Consider the following 17,723-nt stretch of genomic DNA (forward strand, 5'->3'; position numbering starts at 1 on the left):
TAGCGAGGATTGACGGCAAGGCCGGGTTATACGGCCAGCGCTTTCAGCCCGCGAGACAGGTCGGCCTTGAGATCCGCGACGGACTCCAGACCAATCGCCAGACGGATCAGGTTCTCCGTGACTCCGGCGCGCTGTTTCTCTTCCTCGCTGACCCGGCCATGGGTTGTTGTGGCCGGGTGCGTGACTGTCGTTTTAACATCCCCCAGATTGGCGGTGATGGAAATCAGCCGAGTGGCATCAATAAAACGCCAGGCTGCCTGACGATCACGGTTACCCGCAGCGTCTTCCACTTCGATGGACATCACCGCACCAAACGCAGACTGCTGTTTTGCAGCCAATGCATGCTGGGGGTGGTTCGGCAGGCCCGCGTAATGCACCCGGGCAATGCCCGGCTGGGTTTCCAGCCACTGGGCCAATTCCAGGGTCCGGGCACTCTGGGCGCTCATGCGCAGACTCAATGTCTCCAACCCTTTCAGGAAGACCCAGGCATTGAACGGGCTCATGCACGCCCCGGCTGAGCGGACAAAACCCAACACCTCATCCATTTGAGGCTTGGCTCCGACGACGGCGCCCCCCAGACAACGGCCCTGCCCGTCCAGATACTTGGTGGCACTGTGAATGATAATGTCAGCCCCCATCTCCAACGGCTTTTGCAACGCCGGAGTACAGAAACAGTTATCCACGACCAGCAGCGCCCCATTGTCATGGGCAAGCTTCGCCAGTGCCCGAATATCGCCCACTTCTGACAGCGGGTTGGACGGTGTCTCAAGGAACAGAAGTTTGGTTTCCGGCCGAATGGCCGCTTCCCAGTCGGCAAGGTCAGTCAGGTCGACCATGGTGGTTTCGATGCCGAACTTTTTCAGGTAACGGTCGAAGACCACATTGGTCGTGCCAAACACACTCCGGGAACTGACCACATGATCGCCCGGGGCCAACAAGGAAAAGAAAGTACCGCTAATGGCGGCCATGCCAGAAGCAAACGCCACACAGGCCTCTCCGCCTTCCAGCGCGGCAAGGCGCTGCTCAAAGGCACGCACTGTGGGGTTGGTAAACCGGGAATAAATATTGCCTGGTTCCTGGCCACCAAAGCGCGCCGCCGCCTGGGCCGCACTTTCATAGACGAAACTGGACGTCAGAAAAATCGGATCCGAGTGGGCCATCTCATCCGTGCGCAGCTGCGCAGTGCGGATAGCCAGGGTATCGACATCAAATTCACTCGGATCCAGATCGTTCATTCACAGCCTCGCCAGTGCGTAGTGAGCCTCTTGAGTCGGCTCAGTTGGTATTGTGCAGGTCGATAATTTCATTATCCGCAAGAGCCTGACTTTTTTCACTCTTGCCCTTGGCCAAATCGTTGCGACGCGCTTCAAGCATACTCAAATAGTCTGCGGTAATGTTGCCCGCCAAGTACTCACCATTGAATACGGAACAATCAAACGATGCCACATCCGGGTTACCCTCGCGGCAGGTTTCCACCAGATCATTCAGGTCCTGATAGATCAACCGGTCGGCACCGATCAGATCGCAAATTTCTTCGGTCGTGCGCCCGTGGGCAATCAGTTCCTGGGCTGCGGGCATATCAATGCCGTATACATTGGGGTACTGCACCGCGGGCGCCGCAGACGCAAAGTACACGTTCTTCGCACCCGCTTCGCGGGCCATCTGGATAATTTCATTACAGGTCGTGCCACGGACAATGGAATCATCCACCAGCAACACATTCTTGCCCTGAAATTCCAGCTCGATGGCGTTCAGTTTCTGGCGCACGGATTTCTTGCGCTGCTGCTGGCCCGGCATGATGAACGTGCGGCCGATATAGCGGTTCTTGATAAAGCCTTCACGGTACTTCACCCCCAGATGGTTGGCCAGCTGCAGGGCCGAGGTGCGGCTGGTGTCCGGGATCGGAATCACCACATCAATATCGTGGTCCGGCCACTCACGCTCCACCTTCTCTGCCAGCTTCTCGCCCATGCGCAGGCGAGCCTTGTAAACAGAAATACCGTCGATGATGGAATCCGGACGTGCCAGATACACCTGCTCGAAAATACACGGGTGCAGACTGGGTGACTCGGCGCACTGGCGGGTATGCATCTCGCCCTCTGCAGTGATATAGATCGCCTCGCCAGGCGCCAGATCACGCACCAGATGGAAGCCCAGAGAAGACAGCGCCACCGACTCGGATGCCACCATGTATTCCGGGCCCTGGGGAGTGTCCTTGCGCCCGAAGCAGAGCGGACGAATACCGTGGGGGTCACGGAACGCCAGAATGCCGTAGCCGGTGATCATGGCCACCACCGCATAGGCCCCTTCCACACGCTTGTGAACGGCCGCGACTGCATCAAAAATATCGCTGGGCTCCGGCTGCAGCTTGCCACGGCTCTGCAATTCGTGGGCGAAGACGTTTAACAGCACCTCAGAATCTGAGGTAGTGTTGATGTGGCGCAGATCGGCACGAAAGATGTGCTCCGCCAGGTCTTCCGCATTGGTCAGGTTGCCATTATGGGCCAGGGTAATGCCGTAGGGGGAGTTAACATAGAAAGGCTGCGCTTCTGCCGAACTGGAACTTCCGGCGGTAGGGTAACGCACATGACCGATACCCATGTTGCCAACCAACCGACGCATGTGGCGGGTGCGGAACACATCTCGCACCATACCGTTATCCTTGCGCAGATAGAGCCGGTCGCCGTCACAGGTCACGATACCTGCCGCGTCCTGCCCGCGATGTTGCAGAACGGTCAGCGCATCATAAATGCCCTGATTCACATAGCTATGGCCGACAATGCCCACAATGCCGCACATGGTTTTTTCCTCTCGTCAGGCGTGGCGCGTTAAAGGGGATGCTGAGGCCCCTTAACTACTTGTATTCATGACCCAGGCGAGAACATTCTCACCCATTTCCCGGGTCCAGGTTTCCATCATGACCAGATGGGGAACCAGCGTGGAGTCCTGCCACCATTTATCGGCAGCAAACAGGTGACGACCCAGCGCCACCAGTACCACCATCAACAGGACACCTCTTAGCGCACCAAAGACCATGCCCAGAAGGCGGTCGGTACTGCTGAGGCCAGTTACCCGAATCAGTTCGCCGAGCAAGTGATTGATCAGCGCCCCGACAATAAGCGTCAGGGCAAACAGGGTACCGAAGGCAACGGCGGTACGCAGGCTGGGGGTGCTGATCTGTTCCTGGAGCACGATTTCCAGCGCAGGGCTGAACAGGCGCGCGATAATAAAGGCGGCGACCCAGGTGAGCAATGAAAAGGCTTCGCGGGTAAAGCCGCGGCGGACGCTGAGCAGTGCTGATACCGCAATCACGACCAGAATGATGCCGTCTGCCAAATTCATGAAACGCGTGCTCTCGCCTGCGGTAAATGCCTGGATTGAACGGTAGCGGGCCCATTGGCGGGCACTGGCTGCCGGAGAGAATTCAGACGGCGAAGTTTACCAGAGCCCGGCCGGCGATGCATGGCCGATGAGCAGAACCCGGGCTGACCCGTTCAGGGGGCATAGATACGGACCAGCCCCTTCAGATTGAATCGACTATCATCGGCCAGTCGCTGGCGGGTCTGCTCAGCGTCTTCCTTGCGAATTTCCGGACCAACCATGACCCGATGCAGCAGTTTGCCATTCTGGGTATCGCTTTCGGTATACGCCCGATAGCCCGCTTTTTTAAGGCGTTCCACCAACCCAGTGGCACTGTCCTGCTGGCTATAACTGCCGACCTGGACAACGAAGCCTGCCAATATGGGATCATCCCCCGGCTGCCGAGCCGGCGTCGGCGGGGTAGTCAGGGTGCGAAGCCCATCCTTTTTCGCGGGTTCCACACGTTCTGGCGCCTCATCTTGCGCCTCTTCGCTTGCTTCAGGCTCCGGATCGAGCTGCTCGGCCACCGGCTCTGCCGCCTCAGCAATGACATCCTCACGATCGCTCACCAATCGCTCGCGAGCCGCCGCCTCTACCGCTTCCTCAATAACAGGCTCTACCACCACCGCCTGGTAATCCGGCGCGGGTGGGATCTCCATATTCAGTGCCGTACGAATTTGTTCAGGCGAACGGAACACCAGAGGCGACAGGACCGCTGCCAGAATCAGCAGCAATACCACCCCGGTTATACGCTGGCGCGTGCGCTTTTCCACCGTCTACTCCTCCACAGCCTGCCAGGCTTCTGCAACAGTATGGAACGAGCCGAAGACTACCACTTGATCACCGGGAATGGCAGCCGACAGGGCTGCGTGGACCGCGTCTGCCACACAAGCATATTCTGCCGCTACGGCATCCGCAGGCAGCACAGCACGCAGTGCCGCCGTTGAAGCAGATCGGGCTATCGCAGGGGCGGCCAGATACCAGATCGCACGGGCATCCTCCGCAAAGACACCGGCAACGGCTTCACGGGGCTTATCGGCCATCATGCCGAAAACCAGATGGCGGCGGCCCGGGCAATCCGCCAGCAGGTCATGGAACCGCTGCACCGCAGGCAGGTTGTGCCCCACATCAAACCAGCAGTCGGCGCCCTGAATACGACGGTATTCGCAACGCCCCATGAGCGTCACCCCCGCTACTGCGGCAATCTGGTGAGCCTGCAAGGAAAAACCGGCCAGCGTCATGGCTTGAACCGCAGTGCACAGGTTGTCCCTGCCCAGGGTTACCTCCGTGGGTAGCGGTATTCGCTGACCATCGCAGAGCCGCAACAGGCCCTCGTGCGGGCCGAAATCTCGCCCGGCCAGTACCCCCTCGGCCCCGTATTGCGCAACACAATCGGTCAGATTAGCGGGCCAATCCTGCTCGCCAAATACCAGAGGCGTTCCGCACCGGGCGATGCCACATTTTTCGGCGCAAATGGCTTCACGGGTATCACCCAGCCAATCCTGATGATCGAGGCCTACCGAGGTCACCACGGACACATCGGGGTCGACGATATTTACTGCATCCAGCCGCCCGCCAAGGCCCACCTCCAGCAAGACCAGATCCGCCCCGCTATCGCGGAACAACCACAGCGCGGCCAAGGTCGTGAATTCAAAATAGGTGAGCGGCACGGGCGGCTCGTCGCCGTGCCCTTGTCGTGCCAGCTCGACCTGATCAAAGGCCGCACAAAGCTGGGCATCGCTGGCCAGCCCGTCAGGCAAGCGCACCCGTTCATTGAAATGCAGGATATGTGGCGAGGTATAAAGACACACCTTGAGGCCCAATTGCTCGGCCAGAGCGGTCATCAAGCGAAGGGTCGACCCCTTGCCATTGGTGCCCGCTACGGTAATAACCGGCATGGCCAGGCTAGCCACCTGAAGACGCGCCGCTACCTCAAGTAATCGTCCCAGACCCAGCTCAATGTCAGCCGGGTGCATCGCCTCAATACGGGACAACCAGGTGGCCAGTGCCTCCGCGGCGGGAGACGCCGGCGCCACCGGGTGAGAAGGGTCAGTCATTCACGGCCAGAGGCCAACCCAGCATGTTGGCCAAAAGACGGTGCAGGGTATCGCGCATTTCGTGACGACTCACGATCATGTCGATGGCACCATGCTCAAGGAGGAACTCGCTGCGCTGGAAGCCTTCAGGGAGCTTCTGCCGTACAGTCTGTTCAATGACCCGAGGACCGGCAAACCCAATCAAGGCATTGGGCTCGGCCACATTCACATCCCCCAGCATGGCCAGCGAGGCAGAAACACCGCCATAAACAGGATCTGTCATCACGGAAATGAAGGGCAACCCCGCCTGACGCATTTTTTCCAGCGCCGCAGAGGTTTTCGCCATCTGCATTAGCGAGAACAACGCTTCCTGCATCCGCGCGCCGCCGCTGGCCGCAAAGCAGATCAGAGGCAACTTGTGCTCCAGGCACACGTTAACGGCACGCACAAAACGCTCACCAACCACCGAGCCCATGGAGCCTCCCATAAAGCTGAACTCGAAGGCACAGGCCACTACTGGCTCTCCGTGCAGGGAGCCTTTCATGGCCACCAGGGCATCATTCTCGTCTGTGTCCTTCTGGGCAGCAGCAAGCCGGTCCTTGTATTTCTTGGAGTCTTTGAACTTTAGACGGTCAACCGGCGCGAGGCTGGCGCCGATTTCGGTCAAGGTACCCTCATCAAGAAACAGCTTGAGGCGCTTGCGTGCTCCGATGCGAAGATGATGCTCGCACTTTGGACACACGTCCATGTTGCGATCCAGCTCTGGCCGGTAAACGACTCCATCGCAACGCGGACACTTGCGCCACAGCCCTTCGGGTATATTGGTCCGACGGCTTTCCTGGGGGCGCCGTACTGCGGGTAGGATTTTTTCCAGCCAGTTACTGCTGCTCATGCAAAGGTCCTTACGTGTCCATGGCGGTGCGCATGGCTGACAGAATGTCACCGATGGCGCCGCTGATGGCTGCAGGCTCCTTCTGGAACTTGTCAATCTGGTTCACCAGAGCACTGCCCACCACGACACCGTCGGCCACACGACTCACAGCCTGCGCCGATTCTGCGTCCTTGATACCAAAGCCAACCCCAATGGGCAATTTGGCAAGATTGCGAATTGTTTCAACCCGGCTCGCCACTTCGTCTACATTCAGGGCAGCAGAGCCCGTCACCCCTTTGAGAGAGACATAATACAAATACCCGGAACCGGCCTCGCCAATCAGTTTGATGCGGGCATCCGATGTCGTCGGCGCGACCAGAAAAATGATATCCAGGCCGTTGGCATCCATAACCGGCTTGACCTCCAGAGCTTCCTCCGGAGGCAAATCAACCAGCAAGACACCATCCACACCTGCGTCCGCAGCGGCACGGGCAAACGCCTCATAGCCCATCACCTCGACAGGATTCAGGTAGCCCATCAATACCACCGGGGTTTCGCTGTCTGTCTGACGGAAGGCTTTCACCATATCCAGAATGTCGCGTGTAGAGGTGTTGTGGGCCAGGGCACGCTCGCAAGCCAATTGAATTACCGGACCATCTGCCATTGGATCAGAAAACGGCACGCCCAGTTCGATGATATCGGCACCCGCTTTGACCATATCGTGCATCAGCGGCACGGTAACCTCTTTTTGCGGATCGCCCGCAGTGACGAAGGGAATCAGGGCCTTGCGGTTCTCACTGGCCAGACGCTCAAAACAACGTTCAATACGACGCATTAACGATAACTCCTTAAAACTCGATACCGTCAATGTCAGCGACGGTCAGGATATCCTTGTCCCCACGGCCGGACAGGTTGACCACGATGTTCTGGTCCGGGCTCATGGTAGCCGCCAGCTTCTTGGCGTAGGCCAGCGCGTGGGACGATTCCAGCGCCGGCATGATGCCCTCTACCCGGGTCAGTTCACGGAACGCCGACAAGGCTTCCTGATCATCCGCCGCCACATACTGTACCCGACCGACATCTTTCAACCAGGAGTGCTCCGGTCCGACACCAGGGTAATCCAGCCCCGCAGAGACAGAATGGGTTTCAATGATCTGGCCGTTGTCATCTTCCATCAGGTAGGTGCGGTTGCCATGCAGTACGCCGGGGCGACCTGCTGACAGTGGTGCCGCATGACGCCCCGTATCGATACCATCGCCCGCGGCTTCCACGCCGTACATAGCCACGCCATCATCATTGAGAAACGGGTGGAACAACCCAATCGCATTGGAACCACCCCCAACACACGCCACTAGTGCGTCCGGCAACTTACCGGCCTGCTTGAGGCTCTGCTCTCGAGCTTCACGACCAATGATGCACTGAAAGTCACGGACCAACTGCGGGTAAGGATGGGGTCCCGCCACCGTACCGATAATGTAAAAGGTATCATCCACATTGGTGACCCAATCACGCATGGCTTCATTCATGGCGTCTTTCAGGGTTTTGGAGCCTGACGTTACAGGAATGACTTCCGCACCGAGCAATTTCATGCGGTACACGTTGAGCTTCTGACGCTGAACATCCTCTGCCCCCATGTACACCTGGCACTTGAGGCCAAGGCGTGCGGCAACCGTAGCGGTAGCAACACCGTGCTGCCCTGCCCCGGTCTCGGCGATTACCCGCGGTTTCCCCATATGTTTGGCCAACAGTGCCTGGCCGATGGTGTTGTTTACCTTGTGAGCGCCAGTGTGGTTCAGGTCTTCACGCTTGAGCCAGATGTTTGCGCCACCCACTTGCTTTGACCATCGCTCTGCCAGGTACAACGGAGACGGACGGCCCACGTAATGGGCCAGGTCATAGTCGAAATCCGCACGGAATTGCGGATCATCCTTGAGACGCTCATACATGGCCTTCAGTTCGTCCAGAGCCCCCATCAGGGTCTCGGAGACAAAGCAGCCGCCATAGGGACCGAAATGGCCACTTGCGTCAGGAAAAGCAGAAAAATCAGGGCGTTCAGACACCAGCTACTCCTCGTGTTTTGACACTATTGATAAAGGCTCTGACAGCAGCGGCATCCTTGATGCCGCCCTGGCGTCGACCCTGAACCGTCAACAGTTCAACGCCGCCGCTTACATCCACAGCCCAGGGCCGCACCTGTGTCACGGCGTCGGCCACGTTGCCCGGGTGCAAGCCACCAGCCAGCACCAAAGGCAGGGACAAATTGCCGGGCAATCTGTCCCAGTTAAAGGTTTCCCCGGTTCCTCCCGGTACACCTGCGACATAACTGTCCACCAGCAGACCAGCGGCCTTATGGTATTGGGCGGCACAGGCATGGAGATCCACATCATCCTTCATGCGAACCGCCTTGATCCACGGCCGCGCGAACTGGCTACAATATGCAGGCGTCTCATCACCGTGAAACTGGAGTAAATCCAGTGGGACAGTGCTCAGCACATCCTGCACCTGTCGCTCAGGGGCATTCACAAACAGGCCCACCGTGGTCACGAACGGCGGCAAGGCAGCACAGATAGCCGCAGCGCGCGTCACTGACACATAACGCGGGCTGGGCTCATAAAATACCAGACCGATAGCGTCCGCCCCTGCTCTCGCAGCAGCAAGGGCGTCTTCAATTCGGGTAATACCGCAAATTTTGACCCGGGGAATGGTCATGGGTGCTCCAGTTTAACAGATGGCGGAGAATCCGGGGGGCTATTATGCCTCAAGACTCACCCAGTTGGTGAGGCAGCCATAGCGGGCCCAGCGGCTCCTTGGGCAGTGCGAATTCCGGCGGGTATTCGATATCCACCAGATATAGCCCATAAGGCGGTGCAGTGGCAGCCCCGAGCCGCCGATCATGGGCATCGAGTACCTCTGCTGCCCAGGCCGGGGCCTGCTTGCCCGCTCCCACGGTCATCAGCACACCGGATATATTACGCACCATGTGCATCAAGAACGCGTTAGCGTGAGCTTCAAGAATCAATACTTTGCCGTGCTCGTACAGCCTCAGGCTGTGCAGTGTCTTGACTGGCGATTTCGCCTGACAGTGAACGCTGCGGTAGGACGTAAAATCGTGAGTCCCTTCCAGAAGGCATGCCGCTTCGCGCATGCGCTGTACGTCCAAAGGCCGGTGATTCCAGGTCACCTGATTGCGATACAGAGCGGGAGGTCGACCATTGTTGTAAATCACGTAACGGTAGCGACGACTGACCGCAGAAAAGCGGGCGTGAAACTGGTCGCTGACTGATGTCGCCCAGCGCACCGAGACATCATAAGGAAGATTCGTGTTCACCCCCATGATCCAGCTTTTCATGTCTCGCGGGGCATCCGAGTCAAAGTGCACGACTTGCCCTGTGCCATGCACACCGGCGTCAGTGCGCCCGGCACAGACCACAGCAACCGGATGATTGGCCACTTTTGAGATCGCCTTTTCAAGGCATTCTTGCACCGTGCGCACACCGGCTTGCTGGGTCTGCCAACCCCGAAAATCGGTTCCGTCGTACTCGATACCCAGCGCGATACGGGCCATGACTCTCTCTATTCGGTATGATCAGTGATCAACACCACGGACCAAAACAAAGGGGGCGATACCTTAAGGCATCGCCCCCTTTTTTCCCAGCCGGGTCGTGAAGATTAACCGACCTGGGACATCAACTCACGGGCTTCCGCCTGTTGCTGATCATTTCCCTCGGCAATCACTTCGTTAAGGATGTCCTTGGCACCCTCAGAGTCTCCCATGTCGATGTAGGCCTTGGCCAGATCGAGCTTGGTAGCGTTCTCGTCAGTCTCACCCAGAAAATCGAAGTCATCTTCGTCACTGAGCATGTCATCGTCGCTGCCCGCAACATCTGCAGCCGGCGCTTCAGCAACCGGTTCCGGCGCATTGACAGGAACTTCAGGCTCAGCCTCGAAAGACACTTCGTCCAGAGAGGACGCATCATCCAGATCCACATCCAGCGTGTCCGTGGGTGCATTTTCGCCCGACTCGATGTTAAGCACGTCATCACTGTCGTCGGCTACCAGGTCTTCGAGGGACAGTTCGTCCTCGTCTGTGGCAAGCCCGGCCACCTCAGCGGCAGGCGATTCCAGCTCGGCAGCGTCAAAATCCAGAGCGGTAATATCGTCCAGGTCCACTGATGCGTCTGCGTCCAGCGCTTTCTCGGCTTCGTCCAGTTCCAGGTCCAGATCGGCAAGGGTGTCTTCTTGCTCAACCTTGCTGTCACCAGCGTCATCGCCATCCAGCTCCAGGTCATCCAGAGACAGGTCCAGCTCTTCGTCTTTGGCTGGCTCTTCGCTCACTTCAGTGAACTCGCTGCTCATGTCATCGAGAGACAGGTCACCATACTGGGTGTCATCATCACCCTCAAAAGAGGCACTGCCCACATCATCCAGATCCAGCAGCGGAGAGGCTGACAGTGACTGCTTGTCAGCCTCACTGAGTTCAGGCTGCGAGGGCTGTTCCGCTTCTGGCTCATCCAACGTCAGGGTAAAGTCATCACCAGCATTTTCAGTGGCTTCATCCAGAATCAGAGTCTGGTCATCACTGCCAGCAGCGCTGTCATCCAGCTCGAAGTCAAAGTCAGCCAGCTCATCCTCTGCTGCGGCAACCTCAGCCTTGTTCTGTTCAGGCTCCATGGTGGGGACCTCATCGGTGTCCGCTTCCATGGTGGGAATTTCCGGCTCGTCCAGATCTGAGGACAGCCCCATTTCCAGGTCATCCAGAGACAACTCTTCCTCCGTGTCCGCTGCCACGGCAGACACGTCACCTCCCAGACGGCTAATGGCGGCATCTACATCACCAGACACACCACTAAAGGCGGTAGCCTGCTGCTGGAAGCCGGCCTCGTCATTCATTTCCTTGAGCAATTCCAGCAGGCGGATTTTCAGGTCATCGCGCTGGGGGTGCTTGTTGATCTCGTTACGCAGGAAGTCGACGGCTTGCGGGTAGCGACCATAAGCAACATAGACGTCGACGTCTTCCATCGGATCCTGGCTTCCGGCAGCGGCAGCTAGAGCCTCGTCCGCGTCGTCAGCTTCAACCGCTGTCTCAGCAGCAGGTGAACCTGGCTCATCATCCAGCTGCAGACCGAATTCATCCTGATCTTCGTTGCTGTCGGCTTCATCGAAGAACGCGGTTTCGTCCTCTTCTTTCTTCTTGCCTCTCAGCAACAAGAAGATGACCGCCAACACTGCAACCAATCCCAGTGCGATATAAATCAGGTTGTCCATCAGCAGGTCGACAATACCGGACTGGGCTGCAACAGGCGGCTTAGCAGGTGCGGCTGGCTTGGGCTTAACCACCTCGGGCGCCTTGGTGACAGCAGGCTCACTGGCGGACTGCTGCCCTGCCGTCTTATCACTGTCCTGGGTTTTTTCCTGCGCCTCAGCCACCGCCTCAGTTGAAGACACGGCGTCTTCAGCGTCGCCAGCATCCTCTGTCATCTCTTCACCCAGATCATCGGCGCCGGAAGATGCGGCAGCCTCGTCGCTCTCGGCCTCAGGCTCGGAGGCAACCTCTTCTGGTTCTTCAACAGCCTCAGCTGTCTGAGCCGGCTCTGTCAGCAGCGGATCATCATCGCCACTCTCGATACCCTGGGCTTCTCGCAGCTTGCGAAGCTCTTCCTGAAGCTGGGAAATCTGGTCGTTACGCAGCTTCAGAAGTTGTTCACTCGTGGTGTTCTGTTCCTGAAGGTCATTCAATCGGGACTTCAATTCGGCATTTTCGCGATCCAGCTGATCGAGAGTCTCATCGCGGATAGCCAGCTCATTTTCCAACACCGCTGTATTGGCATTACCCTGCTCAGAGGAACCTGTGCTGTCGCCGTCACCCACGCCTGCAGCAGATTCCGGGGCGACCAGTTTCACCTGCCCTTTTTGGGGCCCATCGGTACTGTCGTCAGCATCAGCAACCTGTCGACTACCATCAAGCTGAGCCCGCTGTTGGGGAACCTGCACACCACGCTCTTCAAGCATATCGCGCCATTTGCGGTTCTGGTCAGCCACTTCTGCCAAGGCAGAGCGAGTGGAAATGTTACGTACTTCCTGTTCGCTGGGAATCCGCAGCACGGTCCCCTCACGTACCAGGTTAACGTTGTTATTAATGAAGGCATCAGGATTCATTTCCTGAATGGCCACCAGCATTTGCTGGACAGACACACTGTTGGCAGGACGATTATTCAGCGCAATCTGCCACATGGTGTCAGAAGACTTGACCGTATAGGTCTTACGCGGGCCGCTGGCGGCCGGCGGGGAAGTCGGAGACAAGGCCACCGGAGCGCTGGCGGGTGCAGGGGCACGGCTAGCCGGTGCCGGTGCCGGTGCCGGGCTAGGCGCCGGGGTACGACTTACAGGCTGCGGAGCACGTGTAATCACCGGCGCAGTAGTGGTCGTGGTTTCCGCGAAGCTGGGCGGGTCCAGCAGCACGGTGTATTCACGCATCAAACGACCGGTAGGCCAGAGGAATTCGACCAGAAAGTTCAAATAGGGTTCGCGAACCGGCTGATCCGTAGTGATATGCAGAACAGCCTTATCCTTGCTGGTCACTTCTACTGCGAATTCGAGCCGGTTGAGGAAATAGGTTCGGTCGACCCCGGCAGCATCGAACTCTGTCTGGGGTGCCAGATTGACCAGAATTTCCTCAGCCGTCAGATCACCCACCTCATGGAGAGACACTTCCATGTCCAGTGGCTGATTCAGGTAGGAATTCAGTTCGTATTCCCCAACCCCTAATGCTGCCGCGATACCCGGCGTCATGAGCGCCAGTGCGGTGAAGCCTAACCCAAGTTTTCGAAGCATGGTCGAACCCTTTATTTATTATGTTTCCCGCGCTCAGCCCGATCCCGCAGGCGCTACCGGACGTACCCGAGGCGGCAAGCAGTCCTATGACACTGTTCACACATTCTGCCCCAGCTTGAGGTCAAAACCTAGAAACCGCGTCACATAATGTCAGTAAGTATCCATTACAGATAGTCTTTTATCAACTTCTCGACTACCTCTACCGCATTCAGGGCTGCCCCCCAGCGAACATTGTCAGCGACCGTAAAATAGCTCAGGTAACCAGAAGCTTCCATATCTTCACGTACACGGGAGATACGCATGCAGGGCTCCCCTTCCGCTGACGCCACCGGCGATAGAGTCTGGGCATCCTCTGAGTCGCCGGCTTCCAGCCCTTCCTGACTTTCCCAAAGAGCCAGAGCCTGGCCGGCAGAGACGCCCTGAATGCTACGCACCGTCACACTTTGCGCGTGGCCATAAAAAGCGGGGACACGCACCACCGTAGCGGTCACCGCACCCACTCGCTCTCCCAGAATCCTGCGCGTTTCCAGCATCAACTTCAGCTCTTCGCTGGTATAGCCGTTTTCCTGAAGCTGGCCACTGACAGGCAGTACGTTAAACGCAATCTGCGCCTGGGCGGCTTCACTGGGGGCCAAACCATTAAGCAACCGAACACTCTGCTGGGCCAACTGATCTACACCTGCCTTACCGGTAGCCGATGCAGCCTGAAGCTGGGTAACCGTCACATCGGCGATCGGGCCCAGTTCCAGCAAGGGAATCAGCGATCGGGTCAGCTGCACTGTCGCCGCATCCGCACAGGCCACCAGATTCCGCTCCCGAGCCCCGGCCAGCAGCTCATCGTTAACCCCGGACACCAGCAACGGCACATCGGGCTCATAACGATAGGCGGGTGAGAGATCCACCACCACCGCGCCACTGTCGGCAGCCTTTTCAGCCAACGCCTGGCTCACTGCCGCACCTGCCGCAAAAATCGCGACTTCTACCTGAGTGAAATCGAACGACTCGGCAAGCCCCACCGTCAGGTTCTTGCCCCCGAAGGCGACCTTCGCCCCCGCACCATTTTCTGACGCCAAAACAAAAAGCTCGCCGACCGGAAATTTCCGGTCGGCGAGCAGTTTGACAATGGCCTCTCCGACCAGGCCGGTGGCACCGACGATGGCCAGGTTTACAGACCTATCCATTGTGTTACTTCCTTAACGCTCCATCAGGATACGCAGCATGCGACGCAGAGGCTCGGCAGCCCCCCACAACAGCTGGTCACCGACGGTAAAGGCATTGAGAAAATCGTTGCCCATGTTGAGTTTACGCAGACGGCCAACAGGAATCCCCAGTGTCCCGGTTACCGCTGTCGGCGTCAGGTCACGCAGAGTCTCTTCCTTGTTGTTGGGCACAACTTTCACCCAATCATTGGAGCGTGCAATGATGTCGTTAACTTCATCCAGAGGCACATCCCGAGTCAGCTTCACGGTCAACGCCTGGGCATGACAACGCATGGCGCCGATACGAACGCAGGTGCCATCCAGAGCAATAGGATTAGCAGAACGACCAAGAATCTTGTTGGTCTCTGCCTGGGCCTTCCACTCTTCCTTGCTCTGCCCGTTTTCCATTTCCTTGTCGATCCAGGGCAACAGGGAGCCGGCAAGAGCATGCCCAAAATGGGTTGCAGGCAAGTCATTGCTGCGCATGGTGGCCGCCACCTGGCGATCAATATCCAGAATCGCGCTGGCAGGATCCGCCAGACGATCTGACACATCTCCGTGGATCTTGCCCATCTGTGCGATCAGCTCACGCATGTTCTGGGCACCGGCGCCAGATGCCGCCTGATACGTCTGGGAACTGGCCCACTCCACCAGCCCCTCATTGAACAGGCCACCCAGCGCCATCAGCATCAGGCTGACGGTGCAGTTACCACCCACATAGTCCTTAACACCGTTATCCAGCGCCTGATCAATCACGCTGCGGTTAACCGGATCCAGCACAATTACGCTGTTGTCCGCCATCCGCAAAGCGGAGGCAGCATCAATCCAGTAGCCCTTCCAACCTGCTTCGCGCAGCCTTGGATACACGTCATTGGTGTAATCACCACCCTGACAGGTCACGATCACATCGAGACCTTTGAGTTCATCAATGCTCTTGGCATCGCCCAACGCAGGAATGTCCTTACCCACATCCGGGCCAGCCTGTCCGACCTGGGAGGTCGAGAAAAAGACCGGTTCGATATCTGCAAAATCATTTTCGGCAATCATGCGCTCCATCAATACGGAACCCACCATGCCACGCCAGCCGACAAAACCGACTTTCTTCATTGGAAACTTGTCTCCTGAAAGGTTTGCCCTTTCTTTAAATGAATAAACAGGTTTCAGCCTCACGGCTGTTACGCGCTGGCCAGAGCCTCGGCCACGGCGCTACCCATTTCTTCGGTGCTCACTTTGCGAGTGCCATCCGTGTAGATGTCCGCTGTACGCAGTCCTTTATCCAGGACCGATTCCACTGCCGCTTCGATGGCATCAGCCACATCACCGCGCTCCAGGCTGTAACGCAACAGCATGGCAAGCGACATAATGGTCGCCAGCGGGTTGGCAATGCCCTGGCCGGCAATATCCGGTGCCGAGCCATGACAGGGTTCATACAGACCCTTGCGGTTTTCATCCAGGGACGCAGAGGGCAACATTCCAATGGAGCCGGTGAGCATGGCGGCTTCATCAGAGAGAATGTCACCAAACAAGTTGCCGGTGACAATCACATCAAACTGTTTCGGCGCACGCACCAACTGCATGGCCGCGTTGTCCACATACATGTGCGACAACTCGATTTCGGGATAATTCTTGGCTTCTTCCGTGACCACTTCTTTCCATAGCTCGGTCACTTCCAACACGTTGGCCTTGTCGACCGACAGCACACGCTTGTCGCGCTTCATGGCCAGCTCGAAAGCCACTTTGGCGATACGGCGCATCTCGGATTCGGAGTACACGTAGGTATTGAAACCCACACGCTCGCCATTCTCTTCCTTGATGCCGCGGGGCTGACCGAAATAGATACCGCCGGTCAACTCTCGCACAATCAGGATATCCAGGCCGGAAACCACTTCCGGTTTCAGGCTTGAGGCATCCGCCAGCTGCGGAAACAGAATCGCCGGGCGCAGGTTGGCAAATAACCCCAACGAAGAACGCAGACGCAGCAGGCCGCGCTCCGGACGCTTGTCCCGCTCAATCGCATCCCACTTGGGGCCACCAATAGAACCAAACAGAATCGCATCCGCGGCACGCGCCTTGGCCAGAGTACCTTCCGGCAGCGGGTCACCTTCAGCATCCACTGCCGCGCCGCCCACCAGAGCCTCATCCAACTCGATATTGAGGCCGAATTTTTCGGTTGCAACGTTCAGCACCTTTACCGCTTCATTAACGATTTCCGGGCCGATTCCGTCACCGGGCAACACCAGTACCTTGCTCATTCACTGCTTCCTGTTTCTACTGCTCTGCCCTTACAGGCATGATTAAAAGTTTTTGGTTTTCAACACGGTATCCGGGGCAGCCGCATTGATCAGTTCCAGGGTGTAATCACCCTTCCCTGCCGCTGGCTTGATCCGTACCTGGTACGTACCACCTTCGTCGAAAGTGTGACGAAACTTGCCAAAACGCAGAATGCCACCCTGGTCAGCAAACACCTCGATAGTATGCTTGCCTGCTTCCAGGTTCACAGTATCAGCCCCGGCCTGTTGTGAAACTCGCTCACCGTCTACTTTGAAGATCGACGCCTTTGCCGTCGCACTGGTTGGCATTTGCCAGCCACCGGTATCGTCATCGCTGGCGGGTGCCGACAACTGGTTATCCACAGTCAGGGTCGCCAGGTTCTCTCCATGAGGAGCATCGTACATGCCCGTCGATGCGCATCCAGCCAAAACCAGCACTGATACGATTGTCAGAATCCTTAACATAACGCCTCCTTGATGTTTTTCTTTTAATTATCCTGGTCCGGTTATTCGAAAACCCAGGGCTCCCGTTCAGCGCGGCGTTGCTCATAAGCACGGATGGTATCGGCCTCATTAAGGGTAAGGCCAATCTCATCAAGACCGTTCAGCAAACAGTGTTTGCGGAATTCATCAATCTCGAACGCTAACGGTTCCCCCGCCTCCGGAATAACCTGCTGGTTTTCCAGATCAATGGTAATCCGGAAGCCTTCCTTACCTTCTACCGCCTGGAAAAGGGCTTCCACGTTATCTTCCGACAACACAATGGGCAACACCCCATTCTTGAAGCAGTTGTTGTAGAAGATGTCAGCAAAGCTTGGCGCCAGAATGGCCCGAAAACCAAAATCCATCAGCGCCCAAGGCGCGTGCTCACGACTGGAACCACACCCGAAGTTGCGGCGGGTCAACAGAATGCTGGCCCCGTGATAACGGGGCAAGTTGAGCACAAAGCCTTCATTTTTAGGGCGTTTACTGTTGTCCTGGCCGGGAACCCCCTCATCCAGGTAGCGCCACTCATCAAACAGGTTAGGGCCGAAACCGGTCCGTTTGATCGATTTCAGAAACTGCTTGGGGATGATCTGGTCCGTATCCACATTGGCGCGATCCAACGGAGCAACCAGACCGTCATGACGTACAAACTTTTCCATGATTTTCTCCT

16 protein-coding genes are annotated in these 17,723 nt (G+C 57.5%); all 16 read right to left on the bottom strand.

Annotated elements, in window-relative coordinates:
- Positions 1-26 precede the first annotated feature (26 nt).
- The 16 genes from D4A39_RS04865 to leuD all read right to left on the bottom strand — a co-directional run bounded on the left by D4A39_RS04865 (position 27) and on the right by leuD (position 17,712).
- Positions 27-1,235, bottom strand: a complete 1,209-nt coding sequence (locus tag D4A39_RS04865; RefSeq protein WP_102790975.1) for an O-succinylhomoserine sulfhydrylase — start codon at positions 1,233-1,235, stop codon at positions 27-29.
- Positions 1,236-1,275: 40 nt separating this feature from the next.
- Entirely contained in the window at positions 1,276-2,799 is a 1,524-nt protein-coding gene (gene purF, locus D4A39_RS04870) for an amidophosphoribosyltransferase (protein ID WP_119917594.1), read from the bottom strand.
- 51 nt (positions 2,800-2,850) lie between these two features.
- Entirely contained in the window at positions 2,851-3,342 is a 492-nt protein-coding gene (locus D4A39_RS04875) for a CvpA family protein (protein WP_022986595.1), read from the bottom strand.
- A 152-nt stretch (positions 3,343-3,494) separates the two neighbouring features.
- Positions 3,495-4,133, bottom strand: a complete 639-nt coding sequence (locus D4A39_RS04880) for an SPOR domain-containing protein (RefSeq protein ID WP_119917595.1) — start codon at positions 4,131-4,133, stop codon at positions 3,495-3,497.
- Between the two features lie 3 nt (positions 4,134-4,136).
- The gene (locus D4A39_RS04885) at positions 4,137-5,417 is read right to left on the bottom strand and encodes a bifunctional folylpolyglutamate synthase/dihydrofolate synthase (RefSeq protein WP_022986597.1); all 1,281 of its coding nucleotides are present in this window, start codon (positions 5,415-5,417) and stop codon (positions 4,137-4,139) included.
- On the bottom strand, positions 5,410-6,288 hold the full coding sequence (gene accD, locus D4A39_RS04890; RefSeq protein ID WP_022986598.1) for an acetyl-CoA carboxylase, carboxyltransferase subunit beta: 879 nt from the start codon (positions 6,286-6,288) through the stop codon (positions 5,410-5,412). The genes D4A39_RS04885 and accD overlap by 8 nt, the downstream gene beginning before the upstream one ends.
- A gap of 10 nt (positions 6,289-6,298) precedes the next feature.
- A complete protein-coding gene (gene trpA, locus D4A39_RS04895; RefSeq protein ID WP_022986599.1) occupies positions 6,299-7,102 on the bottom strand; it encodes a tryptophan synthase subunit alpha in 804 nt (267 codons plus the stop codon).
- 13 nt (positions 7,103-7,115) lie between these two features.
- Complete coding sequence (trpB, locus tag D4A39_RS04900) at positions 7,116-8,327, bottom strand: tryptophan synthase subunit beta (RefSeq protein WP_119917596.1); 1,212 nt, start codon at positions 8,325-8,327, stop codon at positions 7,116-7,118.
- Positions 8,320-8,976: a phosphoribosylanthranilate isomerase gene (locus D4A39_RS04905; RefSeq protein WP_119917597.1), complete on the bottom strand. Its 657-nt coding sequence runs from the start codon at positions 8,974-8,976 to the stop codon at positions 8,320-8,322. Before D4A39_RS04905 ends, trpB begins: the two co-directional genes overlap by 8 nt.
- Before the next feature lie 49 nt (positions 8,977-9,025).
- A complete protein-coding gene (gene truA, locus D4A39_RS04910) occupies positions 9,026-9,832 on the bottom strand; it encodes a tRNA pseudouridine(38-40) synthase TruA (RefSeq protein ID WP_119917598.1) in 807 nt (268 codons plus the stop codon).
- A gap of 104 nt (positions 9,833-9,936) precedes the next feature.
- The gene (locus D4A39_RS04915) at positions 9,937-13,098 is read right to left on the bottom strand and encodes a motility hub landmark protein FimV (RefSeq protein ID WP_119917599.1); all 3,162 of its coding nucleotides are present in this window, start codon (positions 13,096-13,098) and stop codon (positions 9,937-9,939) included.
- 164 nt (positions 13,099-13,262) lie between these two features.
- A complete protein-coding gene (locus tag D4A39_RS04920) occupies positions 13,263-14,279 on the bottom strand; it encodes an aspartate-semialdehyde dehydrogenase (protein WP_119917600.1) in 1,017 nt (338 codons plus the stop codon).
- A 12-nt stretch (positions 14,280-14,291) separates the two neighbouring features.
- Entirely contained in the window at positions 14,292-15,404 is a 1,113-nt protein-coding gene (gene asd, locus D4A39_RS04925) for an aspartate-semialdehyde dehydrogenase (protein ID WP_022986605.1), read from the bottom strand.
- A 68-nt stretch (positions 15,405-15,472) separates the two neighbouring features.
- Positions 15,473-16,549: a 3-isopropylmalate dehydrogenase gene (gene leuB, locus D4A39_RS04930; RefSeq protein WP_022986606.1), complete on the bottom strand. Its 1,077-nt coding sequence runs from the start codon at positions 16,547-16,549 to the stop codon at positions 15,473-15,475.
- 42 nt (positions 16,550-16,591) lie between these two features.
- Positions 16,592-16,972 (bottom strand): hypothetical protein, encoded by a 381-nt coding sequence (locus D4A39_RS04935; protein WP_022986607.1) that lies wholly within the window; start codon positions 16,970-16,972, stop codon positions 16,592-16,594.
- A 101-nt stretch (positions 16,973-17,073) separates the two neighbouring features.
- A complete protein-coding gene (leuD, locus tag D4A39_RS04940; protein ID WP_119917601.1) occupies positions 17,074-17,712 on the bottom strand; it encodes a 3-isopropylmalate dehydratase small subunit in 639 nt (212 codons plus the stop codon).
- Positions 17,713-17,723: the final 11 nt, after the last annotated feature.

The sequence above is a fragment of the Alcanivorax profundi genome (assembly GCF_003597125.1).
GTDB classification, from domain to species: domain Bacteria; phylum Pseudomonadota; class Gammaproteobacteria; order Pseudomonadales; family Alcanivoracaceae; genus Alcanivorax; species Alcanivorax profundi.